General features: G+C 55.3%; 19 protein-coding genes and 1 pseudogene. 9 read left to right on the top strand and 11 right to left on the bottom strand.

The features are described from left to right. Window positions 1–18 precede the first annotated feature (18 nt). Window positions 19–516 carry a universal stress protein gene (locus LCM21_RS07960; RefSeq protein WP_224890127.1) on the bottom strand — a complete coding sequence of 166 codons (498 nt, stop codon included), beginning with the start codon at window positions 514–516 and terminating at the stop codon, window positions 19–21. A 257-nt stretch (window positions 517–773) separates the two neighbouring features. Here LCM21_RS07960 and LCM21_RS07955 point away from each other — a divergent pair, with 257 nt between their 5' ends. Together LCM21_RS07955 and LCM21_RS07950 are read left to right on the top strand one after the other, a co-directional pair. Further along, window positions 774–1472, top strand: coding sequence for a helix-turn-helix domain-containing protein (locus tag LCM21_RS07955; RefSeq protein ID WP_224890126.1), 699 nt, complete (start codon window positions 774–776; stop codon window positions 1470–1472). 9 nt (window positions 1473–1481) lie between these two features. Next, window positions 1482–1790, top strand: a complete 309-nt coding sequence (locus tag LCM21_RS07950) for a carboxymuconolactone decarboxylase family protein (protein WP_224890125.1) — start codon at window positions 1482–1484, stop codon at window positions 1788–1790. A 96-nt stretch (window positions 1791–1886) separates the two neighbouring features. Here LCM21_RS07950 and LCM21_RS07945 read toward each other — a convergent pair whose 3' ends face one another. From LCM21_RS07945 to LCM21_RS07920, 6 genes are read right to left on the bottom strand one after another with little or no spacing between them, the layout of a single operon-like run. Beyond that, complete coding sequence (locus LCM21_RS07945; protein ID WP_224890124.1) at window positions 1887–2648, bottom strand: ABC transporter ATP-binding protein; 762 nt, start codon at window positions 2646–2648, stop codon at window positions 1887–1889. Continuing rightward, window positions 2645–3499: an ABC transporter ATP-binding protein gene (locus LCM21_RS07940; protein ID WP_263618938.1), complete on the bottom strand. Its 855-nt coding sequence runs from the start codon at window positions 3497–3499 to the stop codon at window positions 2645–2647. The genes LCM21_RS07945 and LCM21_RS07940 overlap by 4 nt, the downstream gene beginning before the upstream one ends. After that, a complete protein-coding gene (locus LCM21_RS07935) occupies window positions 3496–4431 on the bottom strand; it encodes an ABC transporter permease (protein WP_224890123.1) in 936 nt (311 codons plus the stop codon). Before LCM21_RS07935 ends, LCM21_RS07940 begins: the two co-directional genes overlap by 4 nt. Next, window positions 4428–5486 (bottom strand): ABC transporter permease, encoded by a 1059-nt coding sequence (locus tag LCM21_RS07930; RefSeq protein ID WP_224890122.1) that lies wholly within the window; start codon window positions 5484–5486, stop codon window positions 4428–4430. Before LCM21_RS07930 ends, LCM21_RS07935 begins: the two co-directional genes overlap by 4 nt. Next, entirely contained in the window at window positions 5487–7082 is a 1596-nt protein-coding gene (locus LCM21_RS07925; protein WP_224890121.1) for an ABC transporter substrate-binding protein, read from the bottom strand. It abuts the gene before it with no gap. A gap of 52 nt (window positions 7083–7134) precedes the next feature. After that, window positions 7135–8190, bottom strand: a complete 1056-nt coding sequence (locus LCM21_RS07920) for a dipeptidase (protein WP_224890120.1) — start codon at window positions 8188–8190, stop codon at window positions 7135–7137. 148 nt (window positions 8191–8338) lie between these two features. Between LCM21_RS07920 and LCM21_RS07915 the strand changes: the two genes are divergently transcribed. Next, a complete protein-coding gene (locus tag LCM21_RS07915) occupies window positions 8339–9247 on the top strand; it encodes a LysR family transcriptional regulator (protein WP_068333461.1) in 909 nt (302 codons plus the stop codon). A gap of 81 nt (window positions 9248–9328) precedes the next feature. On the opposite strand, the gene LCM21_RS07910 is transcribed toward LCM21_RS07915, so the two are convergent. The 4 genes from LCM21_RS07910 to LCM21_RS07895 all read right to left on the bottom strand — a co-directional run bounded on the left by LCM21_RS07910 (window position 9329) and on the right by LCM21_RS07895 (window position 15840). Further along, window positions 9329–10105 carry an HpcH/HpaI aldolase family protein gene (locus tag LCM21_RS07910; protein WP_224890119.1) on the bottom strand — a complete coding sequence of 259 codons (777 nt, stop codon included), beginning with the start codon at window positions 10103–10105 and terminating at the stop codon, window positions 9329–9331. A 417-nt stretch (window positions 10106–10522) separates the two neighbouring features. Further along, a complete protein-coding gene (locus tag LCM21_RS07905; RefSeq protein ID WP_224890118.1) occupies window positions 10523–12226 on the bottom strand; it encodes an OFA family MFS transporter in 1704 nt (567 codons plus the stop codon). A 255-nt stretch (window positions 12227–12481) separates the two neighbouring features. Continuing rightward, window positions 12482–14437 (bottom strand): sensor histidine kinase, encoded by a 1956-nt coding sequence (locus LCM21_RS07900; RefSeq protein WP_224890117.1) that lies wholly within the window; start codon window positions 14435–14437, stop codon window positions 12482–12484. A 5-nt stretch (window positions 14438–14442) separates the two neighbouring features. After that, window positions 14443–15840, bottom strand: coding sequence for a sigma-54-dependent transcriptional regulator (locus LCM21_RS07895; protein WP_224890116.1), 1398 nt, complete (start codon window positions 15838–15840; stop codon window positions 14443–14445). 871 nt (window positions 15841–16711) lie between these two features. Between LCM21_RS07895 and LCM21_RS20850 the strand changes: the two are divergent. The 6 genes and pseudogenes from LCM21_RS20850 to LCM21_RS07870 form a co-directional block, all read left to right on the top strand. Beyond that, window positions 16712–16849: pseudogene (locus tag LCM21_RS20850) on the top strand (double zinc ribbon domain-containing protein); the annotation flags it as partial. A gap of 120 nt (window positions 16850–16969) precedes the next feature. After that, window positions 16970–20089, top strand: a complete 3120-nt coding sequence (locus LCM21_RS07890) for an adenylate/guanylate cyclase domain-containing protein (RefSeq protein ID WP_263618937.1) — start codon at window positions 16970–16972, stop codon at window positions 20087–20089. 42 nt (window positions 20090–20131) lie between these two features. Continuing rightward, window positions 20132–21070: a hypothetical protein gene (locus LCM21_RS07885; protein ID WP_224890114.1), complete on the top strand. Its 939-nt coding sequence runs from the start codon at window positions 20132–20134 to the stop codon at window positions 21068–21070. After that, entirely contained in the window at window positions 21057–21545 is a 489-nt protein-coding gene (locus LCM21_RS07880) for a hypothetical protein (RefSeq protein ID WP_224890113.1), read from the top strand. Before LCM21_RS07885 ends, LCM21_RS07880 begins: the two co-directional genes overlap by 14 nt. Further along, the gene (locus tag LCM21_RS07875) at window positions 21529–23433 is read left to right on the top strand and encodes a GMC family oxidoreductase (protein WP_224890112.1); all 1905 of its coding nucleotides are present in this window, start codon (window positions 21529–21531) and stop codon (window positions 23431–23433) included. The genes LCM21_RS07880 and LCM21_RS07875 overlap by 17 nt, the downstream gene beginning before the upstream one ends. After that, complete coding sequence (locus LCM21_RS07870) at window positions 23430–24512, top strand: ferritin-like domain-containing protein (RefSeq protein WP_224890111.1); 1083 nt, start codon at window positions 23430–23432, stop codon at window positions 24510–24512. The genes LCM21_RS07875 and LCM21_RS07870 overlap by 4 nt, the downstream gene beginning before the upstream one ends. The last annotated feature ends 27 nt before the right edge of the window (window positions 24513–24539 follow it).

Genomic DNA, 24539 nt, shown 5'->3' with positions numbered 1-24539 from the left:
CGCTGTTTTCCCCGGGCTCTATTCGGCCGCCTGCATCGAAGATGCGGGGACGTGAGTTGGAATAATGAGGATTGGGCATTTTGCGCGGCGGGCGAGGAAGGCCGACACTGACCCGAACGTCATATGGTCGAATTCCTCGGCGATGGCATCCAGTTTGCGCGTGATGAAACCCAATGCGCCACCATCGGCCTGATGCGAATGGCGCGCCATGACCAAAAGGTCTGGCTGACGTTCTTCTGTCGCGCGCAGGATCATTTTGCGCGCATCTCCTTCGGCGAGCATGACTCTTGCTTCATAGCCTGCAGCCATCAATTCGGCGGCTGCAGCTTCGGCGCCGGCTTTTTGTTCCTGATACTGTTCTGTGAATAGCTCGTCCGCGCCTGAAGTTGCGCTACCGATATCTTCCACAACCGAGACCAGCGTAACGCTGGGTTTCAACGGCCCGAACATCTGCTGAATTGCGTCGAGCGCAATCCGTGCGTTGCGCGAATGGTCATACGCAAGCATGATTTCCATAGGTCCCTCCGTTCTCGCACGCCCGGAAATGGGCGCTTGCGTGTCGGGACCTGATTGAACGCCTTGAGACGGAACTTTCTTGATCTGTATCAAGATATATTGGGTAACAGATTGAAATAAATGACGAAACCAAGTTTGTCATTTCGACTGCAGTGCAGCGTCAAGTCGCTGGACAACATTTACCAACTTGCTATTTGACTTTTATCAAGACACAATGAAACAAGTGTCAAAAAGGAGATTGCTAGGTGTATTTGGGGATGCCCGAGCCAGACTATCCGGACATTCGAAGCCTGCATTTGTTTGCAGCGATGAGCGGCGAATACTTCACGGCGCTCATGAGGGGTGCCTATGTTCAGAATTTCCCGCCGCAGGTCGACCTAATTGAAGAAGGCGACCCGAGCGATTTTCTGCACGTTGTCTTGTCTGGTTCAGTCGAGCTCTACTCAAGCTGGAACAATCGGGAAACCTCAGTGGCGACCGTGCGACCTGTTTCAACCTTCATACTAGCGGCAACAATAAAAGACGCGCCCTATCTTATGTCGGCGCGAACGCTGGAGAAAAGCCGTATCGCCATGATCCCAAGCCAGGATGTGCGGGCCGTATTTGATGTCGACGCCCATTTCGCACGCGCGATCGTTACGGAATTGGCACAGTGCTACCGATCTGTCGTCAAAAACACCAAGGATCTGAAGTTGCGTACGTCCCTTGAGCGGTTGGCAAATTATCTGCTGCGCCAGCAAAAGCGCGAAAATGGCGACGCCGAATTCCAACTTCCGATCGAAAAGCGCCGACTCGCCTCTCTGCTGGGTATGACACCGGAAAATCTGAGCCGGTCCATCAAGAGCCTGCAAGCCTATGGTGTGAGTGTAAACGGCAATCATGTGACGATCTCAGACCAAAAGGATTTGGAGAAGTTCGCAAAACCCAGTCCTCTCATCGACGACTATTCAACGTAAGAGAATCATATGTCTGAAAACATGCCCGGCGCTGCCGGAGATCTTGCTGCGAAAAACCCCGAGATTTGGGACGCGTATTCAGCCCTCGGCAAAGCCACTGCCGAGTGCGGATCATTGACAGATCGTGAAAAGCGCCTTGTGAAACTGGCATTGGCAATAGGTGCAGGTTCAGAAGGTGCGGTTCATTCCCACACCCGCCGCGCAAAATCCGAAGGTATCGAAGACAGTGCCATCATTCAGGTCGCGATGCTCGCAATCGGCCCTCTTGGGCTTCCCCGTGCCGTTGCTGCAAAAACATGGATTGAGGATGTCGCCTGACGAATTTGGTCCAGCGCCTGTAGGAGGCGGGGAAAGAGGATTCTGAGCGCATCGCGAAGTCAGCCAACGGAAAGGCGCGTTTTTTGGACGCGCGATTCAAGCCTGTGCGCTAGCGTAATTCAGTGAAACGTCCAAGAGATGCTTGGTGTAGGCTGAGTCCGGTTCCATGCTGCGCATTTTTTCAACGCTCAGTATTTCGACGATTTCCCCGTCGCGCATGACGGCAACACTGTCGCACATATGACCAACCACTGACAGATCGTGGGACACCATAACGAATGTCAGCTTGTGTTCGGCGCGCAGATCGCTCAGCAGGTTTAGAATTTCAGCCTGAACAGATACGTCCAACGCGGATGTCGGCTCGTCCAGCAACAGGATTTCGGGTTCGGGGGCCAAGGCTCTGGCAATCGCCACACGCTGCCGCTGTCCACCGGATAGCTGGTGCGGATAACGAAATCGGAAGGAGCGGCCAAGACCTACATCGTCAAGCAGGTTGTTGACCCGCGTGTCAATGTCCTGAAACCCGTGAAGGTGCAGAGTTTCCGATAAGACATGATCCACTGAATGGCGCGGATGCAGCGACGCGTAAGGGTCCTGGAACACCATCTGCACAAGCTTGTAGAACTCGCGCCCCCGTTTATGCGCGACATGCGCGCCGTCAATTTCGATCTCACCAGACCATGTGGGCACAAGCCCCGTGATCGCGCGCAGGATGGTCGACTTGCCCGAGCCGGATTCACCTACAAGACCGAAGCTGCCGCCGCTGGGCACATCAAATGATGCCGCTCTGACGGCGTCAACGCGGTCTCGATCCTCGCCAAACCAGACATTCAGGTTTCTGACAGAAAGAGACTTCATAGCAAACCACTTACACTGGGTTGTTGGCGCCACTCGGGGTCGCGCACCAGCGCCTCAAGGCGGGTCTTGGGTGCATCAAGCCGCGGCAAAGAGTTCAGCAATCCCTGAGTATAGGGATGCGATGCGTCGTGTAGCTTGTCGGCATCGCAAACCTCGACGATCCGTCCGGCATACATAATCAGCACACGGTCACAGAATTTGGCCACCAAGTTCAGGTCATGGCTGATGAATATCAGACCCATGCCCCGGTCCTGCACGAGCCGGTCCATGATGTTAAGAACCTGCCCTTGCACGGAAACGTCCAAGGCCGATGTAGGTTCATCGGCAATAAGAATCTCCGGGTTGGGGATCATCATCATTGCGATCATGATCCGTTGGCCCATGCCACCGGAAACTTCGTGCGGATAGGCCCGCATGACCCGCTCGGGATCGCGTATTGAAACCGCCTCAAGCATTTCAATCGCCCGCGTGCGGGCAGTGCGATGCGTGGCTTTTTCGTGCAGCCGATAGGCTTCGATGATCTGATCGCCCACGGTCATCACCGGATTCAGTGAGAATTTTGGGTCCTGCATGACCATCGAAATGCGCGAGCCCCGGACCGAGCGCATTTCCTTTTCCGACGCATTCAATAGCGGTTGCCCTTGCAAGTCGATGCGCTTGGCCTCAATCCAGCCCGGTGGGCGGATGAGTTTCAGGATCGCCCGACCGGTCATCGATTTGCCCGAGCCGGACTCGCCGACAATTCCAAGCCTCTCGCGCCCAAGTGAAAACGATATGCCCCGGACCGCATCGAATACGCCGGTATTGGTCGGAAACTTGACCCAAAGGTCCTCGACATCGAGAAGATTCATGATGCGCCATCCTTTGGGTCAAGTACGTCGCGCAGCCCGTCACCGAGCAGATTGAACGCAAGCGAGACTGTGAAAATGGCCAAGCCAGGGATCGTGGCAACCCACCAGTGGTCCAGCAGGAACCGCCGGCCCTCAGAGATCATGGCCCCCCATTCCGGTGAGGGGGGTTGCGCCCCTAGTCCCAGAAAGCCGAGGCCCGCCGCAGTCAGGATGATGCCTGCCATATCAAGCGTCACCCGAACAATCAGCGAAGAAATGCAAAGTGGCCAGATATGGCGGGTGATAATCCTGACGGGTCCCGCCCCCTGCAAACGGATTGCACTGATGAAATCAGAGGACCGGATTGTCAGCGTTTCCGCTCGCGCAAGGCGCGCGTAGGGCGGCCATGCGGTCAGTGAAATCGCCAGAACCGCATTTTCGATCCCCGCGCCAAGGGCTGCAACGAAGGCCAGCGCCAGCACGAGCTTGGGGAAGGCCAAGAAAATGTCGGTGATCCGCATCAGGATCGTATCTGTCCATCCACCCGCATAACCCGCGATTGTTCCTACCATCAACCCGGCAACCGGGGCGATCAGGGCGACAAGGGTCACGATGTATAGTGTGATCCGCGAGCCGTAGATCAGGCGGCTGAGAATATCCCGGCCCAGAGAATCTGTACCCAAAAGATGCCCTTCGCTGCCGATTGGCAAAAGACGATCAGACAGCACCTGAGCGTACGGATCATAAGGGGCCAGCCATGGTGCAAATGCTGCAACAAAGCCCAGCAGAACCAGAATACCAAGTCCGAACATGGCCATGTGATTGGATCGCAGACGCAGCCAGCTCTTGTAGGCCGATGCCAGTTTTGCGTGGCGGCGCGATGTAGGCGTTTCAGTTAACAGCCAGTCGCGCATGGTCTCTTTTCCCTTTGAATTTGTGGTTTCCGTGGTCATCGCGCCCTCGGGTCAAGGACCTTGTAGAGAAGGTCGCAGAAGATGTTCAGAAGGATGAAAACCAGTCCAACAACCACGGTACCCCCAAGAACGGCATTCATGTCGGCCGACAACAGGGCAGTGGTGATGTAAGATCCGATGCCGGGCCATGAAAAGATGATTTCCGTCAGCACGGACCCTTCCAACAGGTTGGCATAGCTTAGGGCGAACACGGTGATTAGCTGCACGCGGATGTTGCGAAACGCATGTTGCCAGATCACTGCGCGTTCTGACATGCCCTTTACCCGTGCGGTCACGATGTATTCCGCCGAAAGCTGTTCCAGCATGAAGCTGCGGGTCATGCGGCTGATATAGGCCAAGGAGTAATATCCCAGGATCGACGCCGGCAGTATGATGTGACTGAAAGCATCCCGGAACACCGTCCAGTTGCCATCAATTGCCGCGTCCACAAGCATCATGCCTGTAACGGTTGGCACCATTCCGTCGTAAAAGATGGAAATGCGTCCGGGGCCGGCGACCCATCCCAATACACCGTAGAAGACTAGCAGCCCCATCAGGCCCATCCAAAACACCGGCATGGAATACCCAACCAGCGCAACGACCCGGGCAATCTGGTCAATCCACGATCCACGGTGGACGGCGGCCATGACACCCAGAGGTACGCCTGCAAAAATTCCGATCAATGTTCCTAGCGTCGCCAGTTCGAAAGTTGCCGGAAAGACGCGCGCGATATCCTCACTGACGGGCCGGGCCGTCAGAAGCGATTCACCAAAATCGCCGTGCAATACGTCCCAAATGTAATACCCGAACTGAACAAGAAGGGGCTTGTCCAGTCCCATCGCCTCGTACGCCGCATCATAGGTTTCTTGAGACGCGCGTTCGCCAACCACAGCCAGAACAGGGTCAATTGGCATAACGCGGCCAATGATGAAGGTAACAAACAACAGCCCCAGCATAGTTACTGAAACAGAGGCAAGCGTTGTGATCGTCGTATTTACCCAACGCGGAAAGGGCGGTTTGATCCGCCCATTCCGTTGCTTTTCAACCAGCGCCATTTACTTCGTAACCGGCCAGTACGAAATCGCCGTGATGGCGCCGCCCAAAGTCAGGCCCTCGACGTTTTCATTCATCCCGGCCTGTTCTGTTTGCTGGAACATGATTGCGAATGGTGCGGTTTCCCGGAATGTGGCCTGAATGTCGTGATACATCTTTTCACGTTTCGATGTGTCACCTTCGACCACGGCTGCTGCGGTTTGCTCGGTCAGACCACCGGTATCCCAGCTGTTGCGCCAGGCCAGAAGCCCGGTTGCATTCGCTTCGTCCGAGTTATCGGGGTTATAGGCAAAAGTACCCGCATTGGTTTGCGGGTCAGGATAATCCGGACCCCATGCCCCAAGGTAGATGTCAAGTTCGCGCGCGCGGTACTTTGCCAGGACCTGTTTTCCTGTTCCAACCTCAAGATTTACCTTGATCCCTGCCTGCGCAAAGGTGTTTTGCAGCGACTGCGCGATCTCAAGCCGTTCCTGCGCCTCACGCACGCCAATCGTGACTTCGAGGTTTTCGACACCGGCAGAGGCCAGCAATTCCTTGGCCTTTTCGACATTCAACGAGAACGGGTTTTCATCCACGGCACCAAGATAGGTACGCGGCAGGAAGTTCTGATGGGTCACATACCAGTTTTTCAGAAAGCTGTTTTCCATCCCTTCATAGTCGATCAGGTATTTCAGGGCCTGACGAACCTCGGGTTTCGAAAGTTCCGGGTGCTTTTGGTTGAACGAGACATACATCAGGCGCCCGCGCATCTCGCGCATGATCTTAACGCCTTCGACACCCTCAAGACCATCAACATCAGAAGGGGTCAGGTCCCGTGCCACGTCGATATCACCACGTTCCAGCATCAGGCGCTGGGTCGCGCTTTCCTGTACGTGGCGAACCACCACACGTTCCATCGCCGGAGCGCCCAGATAAAAATTGGGGTTGGCGTTCAACATGACGCTTTCCTTGGGCTGCCAAGCGCCCAGAACATAGGCGCCCGATCCGGCAGAGTTGGTCTTGAGCCACTCATTGCCGAGGTCACCGTCCTTTTCGTTTTCCATCACCAGTTTTTCATCCACAATACTGCCCAGGGTGGCTGTCAGGCAGTTCAGAACAAACGAAATCGCGTAAGGCTTGTCCGTCGTGATCGAAACTGTGTTGCCGTCAACCTTGATAGTTTCGTTGATGTTTTCAGGCGTAAACCCGAATTGGGTCAGGATGAACGCTGGCGTCTTGTTCAACTGGATCACGCGACGCAGCGAGAACGCGGCATCCTCGGCGCGCACGGGGTTGCCCGAGGCAAAGGTGACGCCTTCGCGCATGGTAAAGGTGATTGTCTTGCCGTCCCCTGAGACGTCCCAGCTTACCGCAAGGTCCGGCTGATATCCGGCCTCAAGGTTGGCCGGGTCAAAATTCACCAGCTTGCCATACATGTTGCGGATAACGTCCGCGCCCGCAAACTCGAAGCTTTCGGCCGGGTCAAGCGTGGTAATATCGTCAATACGGTTAGCAATAACCAATATGTTGTCCGGTGTTTCCGCCGTGGCGGGCAGGGCGGTGAACCCCACCGCCACACCCAGTGCAGCTGACGTCAAGAGCTTGGCGAGATAGGTCATCGATTGAATCTCCTGTTGGTGTTTTCATTCATTTTTTTAAACTTCGGCTGCATTATTGTTCATTCCAACTGGACCGCAGCACCCTGATCCAGTTGCGATTGCAGATTTTTTCGATGAGCTGTTCATCATACCCGTGCGCGCGCATGGCTTTACGCAGGTTCGGCAAGCCCGAGACGTCCTTAATCCCTTTCGGGACTTTTGCCCCGTCGAAATCGGACCCCAGCCCAACGCGATCTTCGCCCAGTTTTTCCAATAGATGGTCGAGATGGCGGATCATCGTCTCAAGCGGCGTGTCCTCATCCATGCGCCCATCTTCGCGCAGGAAGGCGGTGGCAAAGTTCAAGCCAACCATGCCGTCCGTTTCGGCAATCGCAGCCAGCTGTTTATCAGTGAGGTTCCGGGCCGAGGCTGTCACCGCGTTTGCGTTCGAATGTGTGGCGACCAACGGTTTGGTGCTGTGGCGGGCGACATCCCAGAACCCGGCTTCGTTCAGGTGGGACAGGTCGATCATGATGCCCAGTTCATTGCAGCGCCGCACCAGCCGCAGACCGTGATCGGTCAGGCCGGGTCCCGTGTCACCGTCGGAGGGAAAGCGGAATGGAACACCATGACCAAAAATCGTCGGGCGGCTCCAAACCGGGCCGAGCGATCGCAGCCCGGCAGCATAAAGCACGTGCAGGGTCTCAAACTCGGGGTCGATGGCTTCAGCGCCTTCCATATGAAGGATCGCGGCGATCCTGCCTTCAGCCATGGCTGCTTCAATATCGCCGGATGTGCGCGCAATGCGCAGCAGGCCGTCTTCCTCCAGCTTCAGCAGGATGGCTGCCTGCGACAGCGCAACAGGCACCGCGTCTTCCCAGCTGATCGGATCGGGTAGGGGCACGTCATAAGGCGGATTCTGCATCTTTTCCTCATCCCGCTCTTCCGACATGGGAGAGGGGACAAACACGGCGAAAAACCCGCCTGCGAACCCGCCACTTTTCGCTTTGGCAATGTCCAGGTGACCATCGCTTCCGGTTTCAAACATCCCGCGCGCCGAAAGGCCACCAGAGCGGAACAGCTTTAACAGCAGATCGTTGTGACCGTCGAAAATAAGGGGGCGTGTCATATCCAACGCAGTGGTTGGTCGCACACTAGACGTCTTGGTATTCATGAGACGCAGGCTATCAGTGAAAAAGGAATAGACAATCCGGAATTGTATTCCATAATCTCATAGACCTATCAGTTAAGCTGCACCGAACTCAGGTAACACCTCTTTGGCGCGTAAATCTTGGCACAGCCTGCCCGAGTATCAGGCGCTCAGGGCATTTATGGAAACCGGAACTGCATCTGCGGCCGGTACACGGCTTGGGCTATCGCAGTCTGCCATCAGCCGATCCATCGCCAATCTGGAATCGCGCACCGGGCGTATTCTGTTTGAGCGCGACGGCGGCCGCCTGCGCCCCACCGCTGAGGCGATTCAGCTCAACCGGCGGCTGGATCCACTGTTCGAAGCCCTTGACCGCATTGACGGACCGTCTGAAATCACGCGCGAAACCCTGTCACTGATTGCGCCGCCCAGCTATATGCAAAAGTACCTTGTGGAACTGAGCGCAAGCTTTATCAAGGCAAACCCAACTTTCAGTATGAATTTGCTGGTGGGCACCCACGATGACATCCCGCGGCACTTGCTTCAGCATAGCTGTGATCTTGCCCTGATTGGCGATGAGATGTCGCGCTCGGGTTTGCGAACGACGCTTTTCAGGCGATCTCCCGCGGTTTGCGCGTTGCCCAAGGATCACCATCTGGCACAGAGGGATTTGATTGAGCCGGCTGACCTTGTTGGCGAAAAGCTGATAGCCCTGACCCGCAACAACGTCAGCCGTGGCAAGATTGATCAGATCCTGGCCGAAGCCAATATCCACGAACCGCCTGTCTTCGAGGTTGATTCATGGCAACTTGCCACCGAACTCGTACGGGCCGGAGTTGGCATTGCGATCATAAACCCATTTCCGTCGGCGCTTTACCCCGGCGAAAACCTCGTGTTTCGAAGACTTGCCGCACGGATCAGGTTCACGACAGCCTTCGTCTCAAGCGAGAACCGCCCGCTGTCGCGCGTTGGCAGGTCTTTCCTGCGGCATGTCAGGTTGAACACATGCAATGACGGCTTTTCCGAAGCCCATTAACCACCGCAGTGTTTCGGCACCCAAATGCATGAAAACTAGAGTCCTCACGGGCAGGACATCTGCAATACGTCCGACGGGTTTTTAGCAGTTCTTTTGCTTGTCGGCTGCGCCGCGCAGGGCGTTTGCTTCGGAATTCGCGCTGCGCAGCATAAAGGCGTGTTCGGACGCCATGAAAAACATCGTAACCCCCATGTCCAGCAGCTCTGGTGCAGCGTCCGCATTGGCGGCGAATGTCATGAACGCCTTTCCCGCTTTTGCGGCGGCTGTTCCGGTAGAGCGCATGGCGTCCAACACTTTCGGGTCAGACATATCGGTCTTGCCGTAACAGACCGCCAGATCAGCAGGCCCCACAAACAGCCCGTCAATCCCGTCGACCGATGCGATGTCACCTGCGGCTTCGACGCCCGCCGGTTCCTCGATCTGGGCTATGACGATGGTTTCATCCACGCTTTGTTGCAACACGTCCTTCATGGGACGGGTCGCGAAACCCGCCCATCGGGTTGAGCCGGCATAGCCACGCCCGCCTTCCCCAAAGCGCGCCGCACGAGCGATGTCGCGCGCCTTTTCTATGCTGTCCACATGCGGTACGACGACACCAAATGCGCCGCTGTCGAGCGCCTTGAGCACCTCAACCGGGGTGCCAACTGGCAGGCGGACCAACACCGGGAAATCCAGTGCTCGCGCCATGGCAATGCAGATGTCCATACGCGCCCGGTCAAAGGGTGCATGTTCGGCATCAAGGCAGACAAAATCTAGCTTTGATTTCGCTAGAACCTCGATCAACTCATGCGCCGGGGTCTTGAGAAATGTTCCGACAAGTACCTCACCCGAGGCCATGCGCTGTTTGAATGTATTCATGAATAGGTTCGCTTTTTCTGCTTGGGATCAGACCGAGCTGAGGTTAGTGAGACGGTAAAGAAGCCAGATCTTTTCTTCTACTTTTTTATCTTCAACGACAACCCGGGTTTTGACATCATTTGTGCGTTTCGCCATTGCATGGACGGGTAGGCGGGTCGTGGAGAGGCGATTGCAACCCCAATCCGCCGGAACGGTCGGTTGGCGATACAACGGGAAGAGGTGCCGCCGGCCGAGCTAAACGCAGGATAGGCAAAAAGTGTGGCGCTGCAGGTGGTCTGTTTTCTTCAGGGAGAACCTGCGTAACTTGCTTGGAAAATACAATGACGCCAGAGTTTTGCGGCATTTTTGCCCGCATAACTCTGGCGCTATTTGGTACTAGTGCGCTCGCCCCGCAAGTCATGCGGGGCGAGAGATTTCTTATTCGGCGGGAACCACGTCTGAGTGGGTGTTCTCCACATGATGTTTTTCGCGAACCGGACGCACCATCGCGTTGGCAAAGAACGCGATTACCAGCAACGCAGCCATACAGTACATGGTTGTATTATAAAGCGTCGCGGTCGGGTCGGTGGTACCCACAGGCGCGATTTCCATCAATTTCGCGATCGTAACCGTGTTGGCGGCAACCAGCTCGTTCAACTGCGCAATCGGCGCGCCAAACTTCTCAGCAAAGGCTGCTGGATCAATTTTCGCGGCAAGGTCGGCAATCGCGTTTTCCTTGGACAGGCTCCGCAGGTAGGTGATTGCGAAAGGCCCCAACACACCAGCCGCTGACCAAGCGGTCAGAAGGCGTCCGTGGATTCCGCCCACATGCATCGTTCCGAAGATATCGGCCAGGTAGGCTGGAATGGTGGCAAAGCCGCCGCCGTACATCGTGAAGATGATCATTGTCGCGATGTAGAAGCCGATTAACGCCGTTACTCCGCCGGACGCTGCCCAGAACGGGATGGTGCAGTACAGGATCGTACCCAGAACAAAGAAGCAATGATACGTATTCTTGCGTCCGATATAGTCCGACGTCGACGCCCAGAAGAAGCGTCCGACCATGTTAAATACCGAAATCATCAGAACGTAGGTTCCGGCAAAGGCGGCCGTTACAAGCGCGAGATCACCAAAAATCTCGTTGATCATCGTCTTGGCCACACCGATCACGCCAATCCCTGCGGTCACGTTGAAGCACAGCACAACCCATAGCAGCCAGAACTGGGGTGTCTTCATGGCCTGGTCGATGTGCACGTGGTTCTGCGTCACCATGCGTTTTGCGGACGGTTTGGGTTCCCACCCTGCGGGTTTCCAACCTTCGCGCGGAACGCGGTACTGAAAGGCGGCGAACATCATGACGAAGAAATAGACAATTCCCAGTGTCAGGAATGTTGCTGCGGCGCCTGTATTGCCAGTGCCGACCACATATACACCTGCCTCACCGCCGAACTGCGCGGCCTGTTGGGCCGAGGCGACGACAACCTCAATTTTCCCGGCTGCCGTTTCGGCAAAACGACGACCACCTTCCGTGATCAGGTTTACCGTGTTTTCCGCTCCAAGGAATTCGGGCGCTTTCTGAAACGTCGACAAAAGCCATTGGTTCAACGGAGCACCAATCATGGCGCCGCCGCCAAAGCCCATAATGGCCATGCCCGTTGCCATGCCCCTGCGGTCAGGGAACCACCGGATCAGGGTCGATACAGGCGAGACATAGCCAAGGCCCAGCCCTGCGCCGCCAAAGACGCCGTAACCAAGGTACAATAGCCACAGCTGATGGGTCGCGATCCCAAGCGAGCCAATGATGAAGCCGCCGCCCCACAGGATTGCAGCAACAACCCCAACGTAGCGGGGTCCGACCTTTTCAAGCCATTTGCCGCCGACAGCAGCCGTAAGGCCCAAAACCACGATGGCGACGGAAAAGATCCATACAACAGATGACAGAGACCAGTCACTGCCCGACGAGGCGACTACGCCCAGCTGGCGCGTAAGAGGCGGGTTAAAAACGGACCACGCGTAGACCGATCCGATACAAAGATGGATGGCAATTGAGGCCGGCGGTACTCGCCATCGGTTGTAACCTTCTGGTGCGACGATGTTTTCCTTGCGCAGAAACCCTAGAGGTCCGGCTGCTGAGTTTGTCATTACTTCTCCTCCGAAATGCGGGACGCCTCCATCCCTGGAACGGCTGCACCCGTGTCGTTGGTCTACGACGGTAGACAGCGCGCTTTTGCCGTATGATCACTGGGCAAGAGGCTGGTCAACAAAAAATGTTGTGAGTTAACAAATGGTTAAGGGCGATTTGCTGCACTGCAAAATGGTCAAAATGTCCAGTTCCAGCCGAAGCACTGGAGAACTCAGGGACAAATTGTCCAGTTTCCAAAGAGGAAAAATGGCCAGTCAGGACGAATTGTCTCCGGCAGGGCACCACACAAAAAAAGTTGTTCCCCGGCCCTCCTGGCTTTCTACTGTGATCAAGCCACCTGCCCGTGTGATAAGGGTTTGGCTGATGGACAACCCCAATCCGGTGCCTTCTGCATGTCTGCTGGTAAAGAACGGGTCGAAAATTTTGTCTAGCTTTTCAGCCGCAATGCCTTTGCCAGTGTCGGAAACCGAAATCTGACTGCCGGCCACCCCATCCCGGTCCGCGGGTCCCGTGCTGATCGACAGCGTCCCCGTGTCGTTCATGGCCTGCGTCGCGTTAATGATCAGGTTCACCAAAACCTGCTGCAACTCGGTTTCCACGATCCTTACTGAAGGCGCTGGCGCATGACACTGAGTTACCTGAATGCCGTGTTTGCGCAGGTCGGCGGACACCAGAACAAGCGCATCCTCAACGGCACTCTGCGGATCAACCAGAGTCGCAATATCCGACATTTCACCGGGCCGTGTGAAATTCAGCAACTTGCCCACAATGATGTTTATCCGGTGGGTTTGATCGTCAATAAGATCAAGCTCGGTTTTCAGCGCGGTCTGATCCTGCGGGCTCAGACTGGCCCTGAGAATTTCCAAGTTGCCCTGGATCACCGCGACAGGATTGTTTATCTCATGCGCGACGCCTGCGGTAATTTCGCCGATAGAGGCCAGCTTTTCCGACATAACCAACTGCGCATAAGTTTCTTCGAGCTTCCGATTTGCCTCGCTCAGTTGTTCGGTACGTTTTTCAACCAAATCGTTCAGATTCTCTGCGTAATCCCTGAGCGCCTCATCGCGGTCTTGAATCTGATCAAGCAAACGATCCAGATGGCGTGCAACTGCACCGATCTCATCCTTGGCCTCCACGACACCGATGCGCGCGTTCAGGGCGCCTTGCTCTGCGCGCTCCATCGTGGCTGTGATTTTCTCCAACGGAGCAAAGACGCCTTGCGCAAGCCGCAAAAAGATCGGCACCGACAGCCCAATTACTGCAATAAAAGCCAGAACCAACGTAACGATCGTGGCGTTTCGCTGCATTTTGTAAGGTTCTTCCAAAAAACCGGTGTAAAGCATGCCAATGCGTTGCCCGGTCACATCGGACAACGGCACGTAGCCCGAGATATACCAATCGTTTACAACAAAAGCGCGATCCAACCATGGGAGCCCCTGGCCCATGACATGCCTCCAGACAACCTCGGAAACTCGTGTTCCCAAAGCCCGGGTCTCAGAGAAAAGGCGCACATTCGTTGAAATGCGCACATCATCCAGAAACAATGTGGTGGTGCCAGTGCGCATTTCATGCCCCGCGTCCTCGCGGTAGATGAGAGCGTTCATCCTGTCGATAACAGATAGATTTCGGTTCAACAGAAGTCCGCCAATCAACAGGTCCTGACCAACCGTATCGCGATGCGTGGCCAACAGAACCATGCCACGGGTTTCCACAGATCGCTCAATGCTGCGGGCGGCCTCTGTCTGTACCAGTGGAAGGCTGGCTTGCTTTAACAAGTCTGGTGATATGTTGGTCAAGTCCTGCGCACTCAAAACCGCCAGCCCAGCTCCTGTGGCTCCACGAGAGGCCGCAATCGCTGCATTTCGCAAGCTGGCAGGCATTGTAGACTCGTCCGATTGGTCGAAAAGTAGAAAGTCGAGACCCATTTTGGACTGTTCTTTCGCAAGAAACCGTTTGAAATGCTCTCCTCCGACTGCCCGGGCTTTGGCAAATCGAACCGATTGGACAAGTGCGGCAACTTCGGCGGCTTGCGCTGCCTCTATCCGGCCAAAATACTGCTCTGCCACGCGCAAATCACTCGCGACTTTTGCCAGCAGAAGCTGGTCGTACTTGTCGATCCAGCGCACCATGGTTACGCCAAGAAGAAGTGGCAGCAGAACGACCAGAGGCAACAGCGCTAGCAAAAGCAGCCGCAGCCGCACCGATCGCATCGGCCTCAGAGCCCCCAAGCCTGGCATTTCCGGTCAATCGTTTTACGGGCGACCCCCAATCGGCGGGCGGCCTCGGCCCGATTTCCGCCGCAGGCATCCAGCGTCTCAAGGATATGACGCTGCTCAACGGCTGCCAGACTTTCAATTTCGCCCGTTGCAGCGGTTTTTCCCAAGACAGGATCGTAGCCCCCATTGATCAGCGCACGCTCAACGGTGTTGCGTAGTTCCATCACGTTGCCGGGCCACCGGTACGCCAGCATTCGGCGGCGCGTCACCGGCGGCAGGGCGGGTTGCGACAACCCAAGCCGCGCCGACAGGCTTTCGGAAAAATACCGGATCAGCTCAACAATATCTTCCCCCCTTTCGCGCAGTGGCGGCAGGGTGATTTCAATGACATTCAACATATAGAACAGGTCGGCGCGAAACCTGTTGTCATTTACCGCCTGTTGCAAGGATTGCGTACTGGAAGAGACGATCTGCACATCAATTGCTACACTGCGTTTGGCCCCAATTGGCCGAAAACGACCTGTGGTCAATAATTCCACAAGCAGATTCTGGCAACCAGGCGACAGCATCTCGACGTCTTCGAGATAGAGTATCCCGCCCGCAGCATCCCGCAGCATGCCGTCTTGTTCTTGCCAGTGATCATCCGAGCTCGACTCGATCCGTCCGAAAAGCCTTGTTTGAAGTGTATCTTCGTTCATCCCCTTGCATTGCAGCCAGACAAATGGATTTTCAGCCCGCGAGGAATTGGAGTGCAGCATGCGCGCCGCTATTTGCTTGCCAGACCCGACTTCGCCACGAATGACAACATGTGACGACGTCGTCGCGGCCTTTGCTATTGCTGCGCGCACCGATTTTATTGCATTCGAAGATCCCAACAACGCATCGCTATTGTGCAGCAGATCTTTACCCGCTTCTACCTCGTGTCGCAGGACCGCGTTCTGTCGTAAAAGCTGCGCGCGCGCCAGGCTACGTGCAATTGCATTCAACAACTGGTTTACACGGAACGGCTTCAACAGAAAATCCGAAGCCCCGGCCCGGATTGCCGCAATGGCCGTATCGAGGTCGGCAAACGCTGTCATCAGTATGACATCCGAAAACAGACCGATGCGCCGTTGGTCCGCCAGCCATTCAACCCCGTTTTGCTTTGGCATCACATTGTCCAACAAGACAATGTCATAGCTGTTCGCATCAAGCAGATTGGCAGCTTCTTCGGTGTTGGTCGCGACGTCCACAGCGGCGCAGTGCCCCACTAGCGCCTTTGACAGGAAATTCCTCATTCCGGGTTCATCATCAATGACAAGGACCGAAGCCTTGGGAAGCTCGGGGGTAAAGCTGCCCACCAAAACATCGGTTGCGCCGACAGTCGGCGCCGCAGATTTCGATGGGTCACTTGTCATATTGATGGTTCGACTCATTTGGCCTTTGAAAGTGTTTGGCGGATTGAGTCCAGGCATTCATGTCTCGACCGGTTTGACGGTTTTTCAACCAGGTGGGAAGTCATTGTCCATATGGTTCCTTCAAATACAGGATTCAATTGCTGAATTTGCGGTACCTGTATCGCCTTGTCCCTCCGGATGAATGACGACGCCCCGCCCACCGGGCCCAAAACGGCATAAATCATCCGATTGAGAGAGTTTTATTGGTCAACCGGACAGCGAAACAAAATCATGCTCGGATTCTAATCATCACGGCGCGCAATCTTTTTGCGCAAGACTAAACGAATACGTTTTTCAAAGGGGTGTCCACGCGGAACAATCGCCCCTTTCACACTAATAATGATCGGTTCACTTGTTCCACCACAGGCTTTCAAGCCGCCCCGACTACCTCAATCCCGTGATCCTGGGCAGCAAGCGTAGATCGACGCACTGCCGATCCTCACTTTTGCTGGCTTTGACATTTTCTTCGATCCGACAGTGAGTAATCGTGCGATGGCGGTTGTCCAGGTTCAGAAAGATAAACAGACTATCCCAAACCACCTCAAAACTCCGCGGGTGTTGGGGTTCGCGCAGACCGCTGGGTCTAGGTTTGAAGTCGCGGCAGGAACGAATCTCTTATTTATGCAGTTCAGGAACGCCACCCTTATCCATATGCTCCCACTGTGCGTAGCCTGAACTGAATGGGCCTTAGCCAATCTGGCCGCTGTGTCTGCGTATATGCAAGTGTCGAATAGGAGGCGACGTAATATTAATAATATGATACGTAATAAGAAGAATTTTATTTTTGTTTCCAGAACCCGGAATTTCCTAGCGAATAAAGGCGGCCAGATTGGTGAGTCCGAACGTCAATTGCAGGGAATGTGGTGCGGCCAATCCTGCCGGATCAAAATTCTGTCACAGCTGCGGAAACGCGCTGACGTTTGCATGTGGGGTCTGCGGTGAGGCCGCTTTGGCGAACGCGCGGTTTTGTACGGCCTGTGGCTCGGCTTTGTCGGGTGTACCCGAGGAACCGGCGCACACAGCGCAACCGGCCACCCAGCAAGCGTCCCAGTCAAAACAATCCGCTGAAAATGTTGCTGAGCGTCGCCAGTTGACAGTGGTTTTTTGTGATCTGGTTGGGTCCACGGCGCTGTCCGAGAAACTCGACCCCGAAGACTACCGTGAACTCATAACGAAATACCGCGATCTGGTAGGGCACAACGTCGCAAAATTTGGCGGAGAGATCGCAAATTATGCCGGTGATGGTGTGGTTGCTATTTTTGGTTACCCGACCGCACAAGAGCTGAGCCACTATTCGGCAGCGCTCTGCGCATTGGAAATTGCAAGCGCGGCGCAGGACATGGATATGGGCTTTTCGCGGCAGCCTGTGTCAACAAACGTGCGTATCGGAATACATACGGGCCCGGTGGTTGTCGGTACTGCGGCAAATTCCTCAACGGACGAAAGGGTGTGGTTATTTGGGGATACGCCAAACGTTGCTGCGCGTATTCAGGCCGCTGCCGACGTTGGTGAGGTGGTGGTGTCCGAGGTGACGCGCCGGTTGATTGGTGAGCGGTTGGATTTCACCTCCATCGGCAGCCCACAACTGGCGGGTGTCAGTGCGCCAATGCAGCTCTACCGCGTTCGGAGAAAGGTTTCAGGCTTTGAATCGGCCCGAAAGGACTTTTCGCATGACACGACGCCGACGATTGGAAGAGCCGCAGAAATCGCGCTGGTCCGGTCGAGATGGGAAGGGGCTTTGGACGGGGAAGGGCAGGTGTTGCTTCTGACCGGTGATGCCGGTGTTGGAAAGTCTAAGATTGCCTTTGGATTGAAAGATGAGCTGCCAGACGAAGATGCGACCCAACTCACTTTGTTCGGCTCTCCGCTGCATCAGAGCAGCGCATTTTTTCCAATCAAGAATGCACTGACCAAACTGATAGGGATGTCTCCGAACGCCGCGCCAGAGGACAGTCGAAATCAGATTGTTGGTTTTCTGACCGATTTGGGTCTGTCTGCTGATCGCTGCGCAGCCCCAATTCTGCGTTTGATGGGACTGGGTAACAGCACCTCGTCGGCCGAACGGATGGCCCCCGAACGTGAGAAAGGCGCGTTGATTGAAGCGCTGCTGCAATTGTGTGCAGGTTTAGAGCAACGCCGGCCACTGCTGCTGTTGCTTGACGACGTGCATTGGTTTGATGCCTCTACGCTGGAATTCGTAAATGGTTGGGTTGAGCAGTTGGCCAATCGGCGTTGCCTGACCCTGATGACAGCCCGCACGGAGTTTCAATCGCCTTGGCGCAATCAGTCTCATGTCACCAGTTTGGAGCTGAACCGACTGGTGCGCCGCGACATTTACAAGCTGGTCGAGAGTATCTCGGGTGTACGTCCCTCCAAGGAGGTATTGAGCCAACTGGCGGAACGCACCGACGGCGTCCCATTATTTGTCGAAGAACTGACCAAGATGGCGATGGAGTCGGGCCTGCTGGTCAGCCGGGGGCAAAGTCAGGCCGAGCTTTCCATGGCGATCCCTGAATCCTTGCAGGATTCTCTGATGGCACGGTTGGATCGGTTGTCTGCCAGTCGTGAGATCGTTCAGGTTGCTGCTGCAATTGGGCGGAATTTTGAACGGAAACTGCTGTCCGAGGTTTTGGATTGGAGCGACGCTGACATCTCGAACGCCCTTGAGCAGCTATTGGAAACTGAACTTATAGTTCCAGCAGGGCAACCCGGCGCAGAGGACGCGTACAGGTTCCGACACGCGTTGGTACAGGATGCGGCCTATCAGTCCATGTTGCGATCGACAGCCTCAAGATGGCATGGCCGGATCGCCGAAATACTTGAGGAGCACTACAAAGAAACTGTCACTCGTGAGCCTGAAATCCTGGGCCATCACTATTGGCGCGCGGGAAACTACGCTGCTGCCGAAGGCAAGCTTATGATGGCGGCGCGGCAGGCTTTGGATCATTCCGCCAATGTCGAAGCGATCACGCATTTGAAGCATGCTTTGGACTGCCTGCAGGAACTTCCCGCCTCGCAAGAGCGGGACCGCCGAGAGATCGATCTTCAGATCATGATCGCCGTTCCACTGGCGTTTGTGCGCGGGTACGCGCACAAATCGGTTTTGGCAGCATATTCTCGGGCGCAGGCGTTGTGCCGCGAATACGGTGAAACTGAACGGCTGTTTAAGGTGGTTTATGGTCAATTTCGGTCCACAATGCTGGGTGGTGAATACGCGATTTCCAAACAGAATGCGGACAGATTGGTATCGCTCTGTGAAGACCTGAAGAGCCCGTTGGTATTGGCGTCGGCTGAACGATCGCATGGATCGCTGAATACATATCTGGGCCATCCGCTGGAGGCGTTGACGCATCTGGACGCGGGGATTGGCGTGAACCTTTCAATCGAGCACCGTTTCGTGGGGCTTGACTACGACGTGGTTGATCTGGCGGTCGCGCTTCAAGGCTATCGGGCTTTGTCGAGCTGGTTGTCTGGTGACGAAGCCACCGCATTGGCGGCGATCAAAGCGTCGTTGGTCCACGCCGAGGAAACCGCGCACCCATTCAGCCAGTCTTTTGCGCATGCCTTCCTAGGATGGATTTCACAGTTCCGCGGCGATGAGACATCGGTGCAGGACAGTTCGGCCACGTTGATTGCACTGTCTGAGGAGTATTCGTTTCAATTCTGGCGCGGTTGGGCGCGGGTGATGAACGGATGGGCGCGCCGCAACACTGATGGTGAGAAATCGCTGGAAGACATCGAATTGGGCCTGCGGGAATGGCGGGATACCGGTTGTCGGCTGGGTTTGAGCTTTTTTCTGTACCTCTACGCGGATGCCGCCATTCTGCACGGACGGCTTGATCTGGCCGAAGACCTTCTGGATCAGGCCGATAGCTTTGCAAAAGACAGCGGAGAAAAGTTCTGGATCGTTGGTTTGACCCGCTTGCGGGGCAGGCTGGCGCTTGGACATGGCGATGAAACCAAAGCCATTGAGCATTTTAAAAAGGCCGCGATGCTGGCGCTTGAGCTTGGGCATTATGGTCCGTTGCTGCGCGTGGTTCAGGAACTGTCGAACCTCAAGTCTTCATCAGATTGCCTGAGCGAAGTGGCCAGGACCGTTGAAAAAACGATGAAAGCAGCCAAGGCGCACAAACCCGCCCTGATCGAGGTGGATGCCATTTTAAAGAAACTTAAGACAGCAGTTCCGGAGGCATCATCGGGCAAAAACTGAGATCGAAAATCTGTCGCAGCCAGTCAGAAGGACACAGCCAATATGACAAGGAAAACCAAGGATGATCGGTGCCATCAAACGGATGTTACCGGTGTCATGCCAAAACTGCCAAAGCAGTTTGATACCTTCCCCTTCTACTATGCCTCGCTGCAATGCCAATGGATGTATTGGTACACCTCGCTCGAAGCCGCGAAACCGTTTGTCAAAGACACTGGTCTGTGTGTGGCTGAATTTCCCGACGAGAAAGGTGATAACAAGGCTGTCATTCTGCTGAACTTCCAACGCTATACGGCGCATTACGACAACTCATTGGGTTTCGTGAACGAAGTGGAATTCAATCTTCTGGTCTACCCCTCGAACCGGGTGCCGGGTGTCCCAAAAATGACCTTGACCGAATATCTGCACGGTCGCGACCAGACCAAGACAATTGGTCATCTGCGCGTTCATGTGGCTGCCGATAATGCGATGGCGGTCAAGGCAGGGCGGCAGGCTTTTGGCGAGCCGAAATTTCTAGGGCAGTTTAACTACAAAGTGCCCTCGCTGAACGCCAAGATGAAAGGCGATCCCCCGATTTCACCGAAGGCTTGGTGGATACAGCTGGTTAACCCCGATGATCCCCAGACCATTGTCTATGATCTGGATGCCGATCTGGGCAAACTGTCAGGCGATCAATGGACCCTGACGAATTGCACTCCGATCCCGGAATTTGCGACCGGGCTTGGCCGTACGGTTTGGACAAGGTGGACCATCGCAGGCCTGTTTGAAACTGCAATGCTGACGACCAAGGAAGGCAAGAAAATCGCGAAATCGTTCAAGCTGAAGCTGGGCAGAAATGATTTTCCAATGACCCGTGACATGCACAGGTTGTTTACAGACAAGACGCCGGTTGCAGTGCAGGTATTTGAAAGCCCACCGGCGTGTTTTGAACCCCGAGGCTTTTACGTCGACGCAATAGACGGGGACCGCCATGACCACGCATGACGATACCATCGCCCACGATGCCTTTCTGACGGTCAGCGCTGCATTGACCGGGTACAACGCTGCCGAGTTGCAGGCAACTGGCTGCGCGGCAGAATACTGGCATCATGTGCAGCAGGTTTTGCCCGAGGACATTCTGAAAAAGTTTCTGTCCCTTGCACCGAGGCTGGGCAAGAAAGACGACGACAAGATCATCCGCGAGTCTTACTTGCCTGACAGATGTCTTGGTCCGGTTGCCCGGTCACTGATCCAGCTTTGGTATACCGGGCAATGGGTGCCTCTACCACAGGAATGGCGTGAAAACTACGGCGCCTCGCGCTTTGACGTGGTCAAGATCATCTCGACCAGGGCGTACAAGGAAGGTTTGGTCTGGGACGCCATCGGCGCACATCCGCAAGGGGCCAAGCAACAGGGATTTGGAGCGTGGAGCCTTGAGCCCCCCAAACAGAGAGGGCAGGCCGATGAACGCAATTCCTGACGACGAAAGATGCTATGATGTCGTGATTGTAGGCGCAGGGTTTGCCGGTGGTATCCTGGCGAAAGAGCTTGTGTCCGAGGGGCACTCTGTTCTGATCCTCGAAGCCGGCGAGGATCATGGCAAGACATGGGAAACCTACAGATCTTATCTGGATCAGTATTATCTGTCTTTGGCAAAAACGCCGAATTCACCCTATCCGAACCTGCCTACCCTGCCGTCGCCTTCGGTGCTGGACATCACCGCAGTTCGCGGGACAGAGCCCGACACCAACGGGTATTTCGTGCAACGTGGCCCTTTGCCGTTCGGCAGCAATTACCTGATGGCGTATGGCGGCACGTCGTTGCATTGGCTGGGCACCAGTCTTCGGATGATGCCCGCCGATTTTGAAATGCAAAGCCGGTTTGGGCTGGGGGTCGACTGGCCGTTTAAATACGACGACCTGAAGAAAGACTACGAGCGCGCCGAGTGGGAGATCGGAGTCTCCGCCGATGCCGTTGAACAGACCCCCAAGGCACTTGGGATCAAGACTTCGGGTCCGAACGACAGCAAGGACTATTTTGCAAAGGATTATGATTATCCGATGCATTCGATCCCGTCATCTTATGTGGACGAGTTCTTTGCCCGTGCCGATGGCATGGCGATTGAGGTTGGCGAGGATGCAAGCGATACCGTCCACCTAAAGGTTTCACGTACGCCGCAGGGTCGCAACTCAACACCGCGCAGCCCGAAGAATGGCAAGGGCATTCCGGTTGGTGATGAAGTACGAAAGCAGTTTCAACCGCGCGGCGCGACCGGTCCGTTCGCCTATATGGGTCAGCGGTGCGAGGGGAATTCCAGCTGCATTCCAATCTGCCCAATTCAGGCCAAATACAACGCGATGAAGACCCTGGAAGATGCAAAGCACATCGGCAAGAGCCTGATGGAGACCATCACGCAGGCGATCGCATCAAAGGTTGAACTGGATGAAAACGGACGGGTCTCCGGTATCACATACAAGAAATATCCGTTCCCCGGTGTTCCGCAGTACGAATTACGCCGCGCGACGGGCAAGCACTATGTCCTTGCGGGCGGTGCTGTCGAAAACGTTACGCTCGCTCTGGCGTCTGGCATCTGTAAAAGCAGTGACGAGTTGGGGCGCAATCTTATGGACCACCCCTATATGATGACATGGGGCGCAGCCCCCGAACCTGTAGGGCCGTTTCGCGGGCCGGGGTCGACCTCCAGCTATGCGAATTTCCGCGATGGGGGTTTTCGCGACAAAACGGCAGCATTTCGGCTGGAGATCGGCAACTGGGGCTGGAACTTTGCTGCCGGGTCGCCAAATTCAGACGTTGCGCGACTGGTCGAACAGGAAAACCTGTATGGCAGCGCCCTGCGTGACAAGCTGTATCACGACGTCCAAAGACAGGTACGCCTTGGAACACTGGTCGAACAACTGCCCCGGTCTACAAACCGCATCACAATCGACCCGGCTTATCGCACGCCCATGGGCGAATACCGCCCGGTGATCAGCTATGATCTGGACGATTACTCACGCGCCGGGCTGGCTGCGGCCTATAAGGCCTGCGCGCGGATATTCCAGAGGTTGGGCATCAAGAACCACACGGCTTATTCTCCTTCGGATGCGGGATATTTCACTTACGAAGGTAAAGGCTACACCTTTTTCGGGGCCGGCCATCTGGTCGGCACGCACCGGATCGGCACCCACAAGTCCAATTCGGTGACCAATGATCAAATGCGGTCGTGGGATCACGATAATCTCTGGCTGGTCGGCGCTGGTTCAATGCCCACGATCGCCACGTCAAACCCGACACTGACTCTGTCAGCCATGGTCTACAGGGCCGCCAGGGCCATTACTGCGGCCGTTCGGGAAGGGGGTGCGAAATGACTTCAAACGACACGCTTGAGAAAACGCGGGAAAAACTGTGTGGTCTGCTTCAAAAAGCGCTGATGCTCGAACTTTCCACAATACCACCCTATGCAACGGCCTGTTACTCCATTTTGGAGCAGGGGCAATACGATCGGTCTGAGCCTACCATAGTGAATGCCGAACCCATCGAGGTGATCCGCCAGGTCATGGTCGAAGAAATGTTGCACATGGTGCTGGTGGCAAATGTCCTGAACAGCATTGGAGGCCATCCAAAGCTAAACGACCCAGACCAGTTGCCGACCTATCCAACGAAACTGTTGGACGGTCGCGGGCCAAAGGTACACCTGCGCCGGTTTACCCCTCAGCAGGTCAAAAGCTTTCGCCTGATCGAGACGGCTCCAAAAGATACAGGCCCAGCCAAAAAAGGCGATTATCACACGATCGGAGGGTTCTACACCTACATCAAGCAAGAGATTGAAAATGCCTGTGACACGTTCGGCAATGACGCGATCTTCATCGGTGATGAAAAGCGGCAAATCTCAAATGATGATTATTTTGGGGCAGGGGGTGAGGTGATCGAGGTGGTCGGCACCCCGAAACAACGCCGCATTTCTGCGATGCGCGCGATCACGGAAATCATGGAAGAAGGTGAAGGTGCTGATTTGGGCCACAGGGCAGGGGACAAAGACATCATTCCGGGACCCGAAGGCCGAGAAGACGTCGCGCATTATTTTAAGTTCAACGAAATTCTCCACAGTCGATATTACCATCCCGATGACGCGGTAGATGAACCTCCGACAGGCGGTGATCTGATTGTCGATTGGAGCGCAGTCTCTCCGATGCAGGATGATCCGTGCGAAAGCAACTATGCGCGCGCACCGGAAGTTGCAGCAATGTCTGCGGAGTTCAATACCGCCTGGACCGGTTTGCTTGACGGCTTGGAGACTGCTTTCAACACGGACAAGAGCGCTTTGCGTGACTTGGTGCCGACGATGTACATCATGAAATCGCTGGCACAAAAACTCATGCGCATACCGTTGCCAGACGGATCAGGTGAAACTGCCGGTCCTACCTGGACATATTTGGGAAAAGCTTAGGTTTAGCCTGACTTATACGCGTCCCTC

The sequence above is a fragment of the Ruegeria profundi genome (genome assembly GCF_020171505.1).
GTDB lineage: Bacteria > Pseudomonadota > Alphaproteobacteria > Rhodobacterales > Rhodobacteraceae > Ruegeria > Ruegeria profundi.
The sequence above is the reverse complement of the archived record's forward strand: the minus strand, read 5'-3'. Positions and strand labels throughout refer to the sequence as shown.